At 39.0% G+C, this 4,098-nt stretch carries 3 protein-coding genes, 2 tRNA genes and 1 rRNA gene; 1 reads left to right on the forward strand and 5 read right to left on the reverse strand.

Going from position 1 to position 4,098, the window contains the following annotated elements; genetic code table 11:
• Positions 1-92: 92 nt before the first annotated feature.
• Positions 93-168: transfer RNA gene (locus AC4IFT_RS22200), tRNA-Thr, on the reverse strand.
• 427 nt (positions 169-595) lie between these two features.
• Between AC4IFT_RS22200 and coaA the strand changes: the two genes are divergently transcribed.
• Positions 596-1,546: a type I pantothenate kinase gene (gene coaA / locus AC4IFT_RS22205; protein ID WP_490737789.1), complete on the forward strand. Its 951-nt coding sequence runs from the start codon at positions 596-598 to the stop codon at positions 1,544-1,546.
• 38 nt (positions 1,547-1,584) lie between these two features.
• Here the strand turns inward: coaA and birA are convergent, their stop codons facing one another.
• The 4 genes from birA to AC4IFT_RS22225 all read right to left on the reverse strand — a co-directional run bounded on the left by birA (position 1,585) and on the right by AC4IFT_RS22225 (position 3,984).
• Entirely contained in the window at positions 1,585-2,559 is a 975-nt protein-coding gene (birA, locus tag AC4IFT_RS22210; protein ID WP_490752890.1) for a bifunctional biotin--[acetyl-CoA-carboxylase] ligase/biotin operon repressor BirA, read from the reverse strand.
• The gene (gene murB / locus AC4IFT_RS22215; protein ID WP_490752892.1) at positions 2,556-3,590 is read right to left on the reverse strand and encodes a UDP-N-acetylmuramate dehydrogenase; all 1,035 of its coding nucleotides are present in this window, start codon (positions 3,588-3,590) and stop codon (positions 2,556-2,558) included. The genes birA and murB overlap by 4 nt, the downstream gene beginning before the upstream one ends.
• A gap of 176 nt (positions 3,591-3,766) precedes the next feature.
• Positions 3,767-3,882: ribosomal RNA gene (gene rrf, locus AC4IFT_RS22220) — 5S ribosomal RNA — on the reverse strand.
• 26 nt (positions 3,883-3,908) lie between these two features.
• A tRNA-Thr gene (locus AC4IFT_RS22225) sits at positions 3,909-3,984 on the reverse strand.
• Positions 3,985-4,098 lie beyond the last annotated feature (114 nt).

The following is a 4,098-nucleotide window of genomic DNA, read 5'->3' on the forward strand; positions in this document are numbered from 1 at the left end:
GGAGAAGGATTCGAACCTTCGAAGTCTGTGACGGCAGATTTACAGTCTGCTCCCTTTGGCCGCTTGGGTATCCCACCTATCCAAATTTTTAATGGTGCCGGCACCAAGAGTCGAACTCGGGACCTACTGATTACAAGTCAGTTGCTCTACCAACTGAGCTATGCCGGCATCAAGTGCTGCGCATTCTAGGAAGAGTGAGCGCATGTTGCAACAAAAAAATTTAATTTTTTGTTCGTTCGCTTACATTTTGTTCGCTTTTTGCAATTTTGTTGATTTTTTAACTGTTTTGAGATTAAAACATCAACAACAGCCATTAACTATAATCCATAATTCTTTCATCAGTAAAGCCCGATAATCGACCCAAAACATTTTAAATGTCATTATTTAGTCTCTATCACAGTTTTAGCGCTCTGATTAATCGGTTATTTTCCCAGCAAAAATGAATGTTTTTTTTATGTAATTCAAAAAAAATTCACAAATATTATAAAAAAACCTACGCCTCCCCCCCATCACTCGCTATGATGCTAGCAAATTTTTTGGATACGGGTGTTTAGGCAACCTGTCCAACCTGCACAAAATAGGCAGATGTTGGTTTATGAAAAAGAACGAAAATTTTATTACTACGCCATATTTAGAGTTTGATAGAGAGCATTGGGCAACATTACGTGATTCCGTCCCTTTGACACTAACATCCAGCGAGCTTCTCGAGTTAAAAGGGATTAACGAAGAACTTTCAATGGAAGATGTTATTGAAATTTATCTACCTTTATCGCGCTTATTGAATTTTTATATTAGTTCTAACTTACGTCGTCAGGCTGTCCTAGAGCAGTTTTTAGGAACTAATGAAGCAAAAGTACCTTATATCATCGGTATTGCTGGTAGCGTCGCTGTAGGCAAGAGTACAACAGCACGTTTGTTACAAGCTCTGCTAACTCGTTGGCCTGAACACCGTAAAGTTGATTTAATTACGACAGATGGCTTTCTTCATCCGAACCAAGTATTAAAGGATCGGAATATTATGAAGAAAAAAGGTTTTCCACAGTCTTATGATATGAGAAAGCTGGTTAACTTTGTCTCTCAAATTAAATCAGGCGCTCGAAATGTGCGTGCTCCAGTCTATTCCCATTTAACCTACGATATTGTTCCTGACCAAGAACAAATTATTGATCAACCAGACATTTTGATTCTTGAAGGGCTTAATGTCTTACAGAGCGACATGGATTACCCACAAGATCCACACCATGTATTTGTCTCTGACTTTGTTGATTTCTCAATTTATGTCGATGCTGCACCTGCTTTGTTAAAACAGTGGTATATCGGTCGTTTTCTTAAGTTTAGGCAAGGTGCATTCTCCGACCCTGATTCATATTTTCATAGTTATTCAAAGTTGAGTGAAGAGGAAGCGGTCAGTATTGCTGGTTCTATTTGGGATGAAATAAATGGGCTAAATCTTGAAGAGAATATTTTGCCAACCAAGGAACGAGCAAGTTTAATAATGACTAAAGGTGAAAACCACTCAATCCAAAATGTCAGACTAAGAAAGTAAACATTATATTGGCCGAATAGTTTTCGGCCAATTATATATTACTCGTTTGGCCGCAATGATATTTCACCGCCAATATAAGGAATTATTTCCCCATTATCTTTTTGTAATAACAAGGCACCTTGGTCATTAATTCCACGTTCCACGCCAGAGATTATATCATTGCCAATCAATAACTTAACATTCCTATTTAGGAAATTATCAAGTTTAAACCATCTATCTAAAAATGGTTTTAACCCCTCTTTCTCAAATAAAATCAATGAATCTTTTAGCGCTTGAATAATATTAGCCGATAATTCATTGCGTTCTATATCTTCAACTTCGTCTCTCAATGATGCCCACTCTTGTGTTATTGTATTTGTATTTTCAATATTGGTTTTACTCATTCCAATATTAATACCGATACCAATAATAATATGAGCGGCATCACCTGTTTTACCTGTTAATTCAACCAAAATACCCGCAAGTTTTTTATCATTCATATACAAGTCATTTGGCCACTTTACTTTTACTTTTTCTTTACTTATTTTATTTAAAGTTTCTGCAATCACGATTCCAACGACGAGACTCAAACCAACCGCAGCTGCGGGGCCTTGGTCTAACTTCCAATACATAGATAAATACAAATTACAGCCAAAGGGAGAGATCCATTGGCGACCTCTTCTGCCGCGACCTGCACTTTGATATTCAGCAAGGCAAGTATCCCCTGATATTAAGCTTGGAATACGTTCAAGCATGTATTGATTCGTAGAATCAATGACAGGTTCCACAATGATATTGACGTCTTTAACGTGTTGTTTGATACTATCTTTATTCAGTAAGTTTATTTGGTAAGGTAGCTTATATCCCTTACTCGTCACTGTTTCGATACTCAAGCCCCATGAACGCAATGTTTTTATATGCTTATTGATCGCAGCTCGACTCATGCCAAGCTTTTCACCAAGCTGTTCACCAGAGTGTATTTGAGCATCCGCTAAAATATCTATTAGCTGTAAAGGAATTGATGTCTCTTTCATTGAATATAATCCATTGCGTTAACCTCGCCATGACGGCCAATAAATCGAACTTCTGGCTCCAAAATGATATCAAAGCGCTTAGCAACTGTTTGGCTAACATATTTTGCTAGGTTAACAACATCAAGTCCTGTCGCTCTATGTTTATTAATTAAAACAAGTGCCTGCTGAGTATGAACTGCAGCCCCACCTATTTCATGTCCTTTCAACCCACACTGGTCAATAAGCCAGCCAGCCGCTAATTTAACACTACCATCAGATTGGATATATTGGGGGCAACTTGGATTTTTTTGCTTAATTTTTGCCGCTTTTTCAGCCGAAATAACTGGGTTTTTAAAGAAACTCCCTGCATTGCCAGTTACTGTAGGGTCAGGTAACTTGCTTCTACGAGTTTGACAGACTGCATCAAAAACCTGCTTAGGTGTTACTGTTTCAGGATTAAATTGTGTTAAGTCACCGTAGGTAAGTTTAGGCTGCCATTTTTTGGCGAATTTCAACCCCACGCTAACAATCGCATAGCCATGCTGATACTTGTGTTTAAAAATACTGTCGCGATAGCCAAATTGGCATTCACTCGCCGCAATACGTGTTTCTTGATTGGCCTCAAGTGACAGAATGTCTACATAATCACAAATATCTTTCAGCTCAACACCATAAGCGCCGATATTTTGAATGGGTGCGGATCCCGCACATCCAGGGATTAAAGCAAGATTCTCCGCACCATGGATGCCTTGTTGCAGTAATGCTTCCAGAAGCTGGTGCCAACTTTCACCGGCTTGAACATGCACATACCAATAGTCGTCACACTCAGTAATTTCAATTCCTTTTAACTGATTAACGATAACAACCCCTTCAAAATCCTCTACAAATAAAACATTACTACCTCCACCAAGTAGCAATATAGGCAGATTATTATTTTTCGCTTTAAGCCATTGTTGCTGGAGTGATTGTTTATTCTCTACTATAAAAACTGACAATGCTTTTGCATCAATACCAAAGCTATTGAATGGTTTGAGTTCAGAAGTTGGGTTCATTACTACCTTCAGGGAAAATATAACGATAATGAAGTAAGTCTATCAGCCAGACTTAATCGTGGGTAGCAAGAATAATAAAATAAGATAATTTCAGACTTATTATGGGTGGTTTTATTTGTTTTTTACAAGTACTGAAAAGCAAAAAGCCACCCAATGGGTGGCTTCTTATATTTAAAACCTAGCAGTTCCCTACTCTCACATGGGGAGACCCCACACTACCATCGGCGCTACGGCGTTTCACTACTGAGTTCGGCATGGGGTCAGGTGGGACCACCGCGCTATTGCCGCTAGGTAAATTCTTTTTAAATGCCGATTATATGGTGCTGATACCCAGATTCGAACTGGGGACCTCACCCTTACCAAGGGTGTGCTCTACCAACTGAGCCATATCAGCAATATGGTGCGGTCAGTTAGTACTGACACAACCTTTAAATTTAATGTCTGGCAGTTCCCTACTCTCACATGGGGAGACCCCACACTACCATCGGCGCTACGGCGTTTCACTGCT

This window comes from Providencia sp. UF-183 (assembly GCF_058246155.1).

What these genes read in the sequence shown, in the direction of transcription:
- coaA (WP_490737789.1), top strand. Translation starts at nt 596, where the DNA reads ATGAAAAAGAACGAAAATTTTATTACTACGCCATATTTAGAGTTTGAT.
- birA (WP_490752890.1), bottom strand. Translation starts at nt 2,559, where the DNA reads ATGAAAGAGACATCAATTCCTTTACAGCTAATAGATATTTTAGCGGAT.
- murB (WP_490752892.1), bottom strand. Translation starts at nt 3,590, where the DNA reads ATGAACCCAACTTCTGAACTCAAACCATTCAATAGCTTTGGTATTGAT.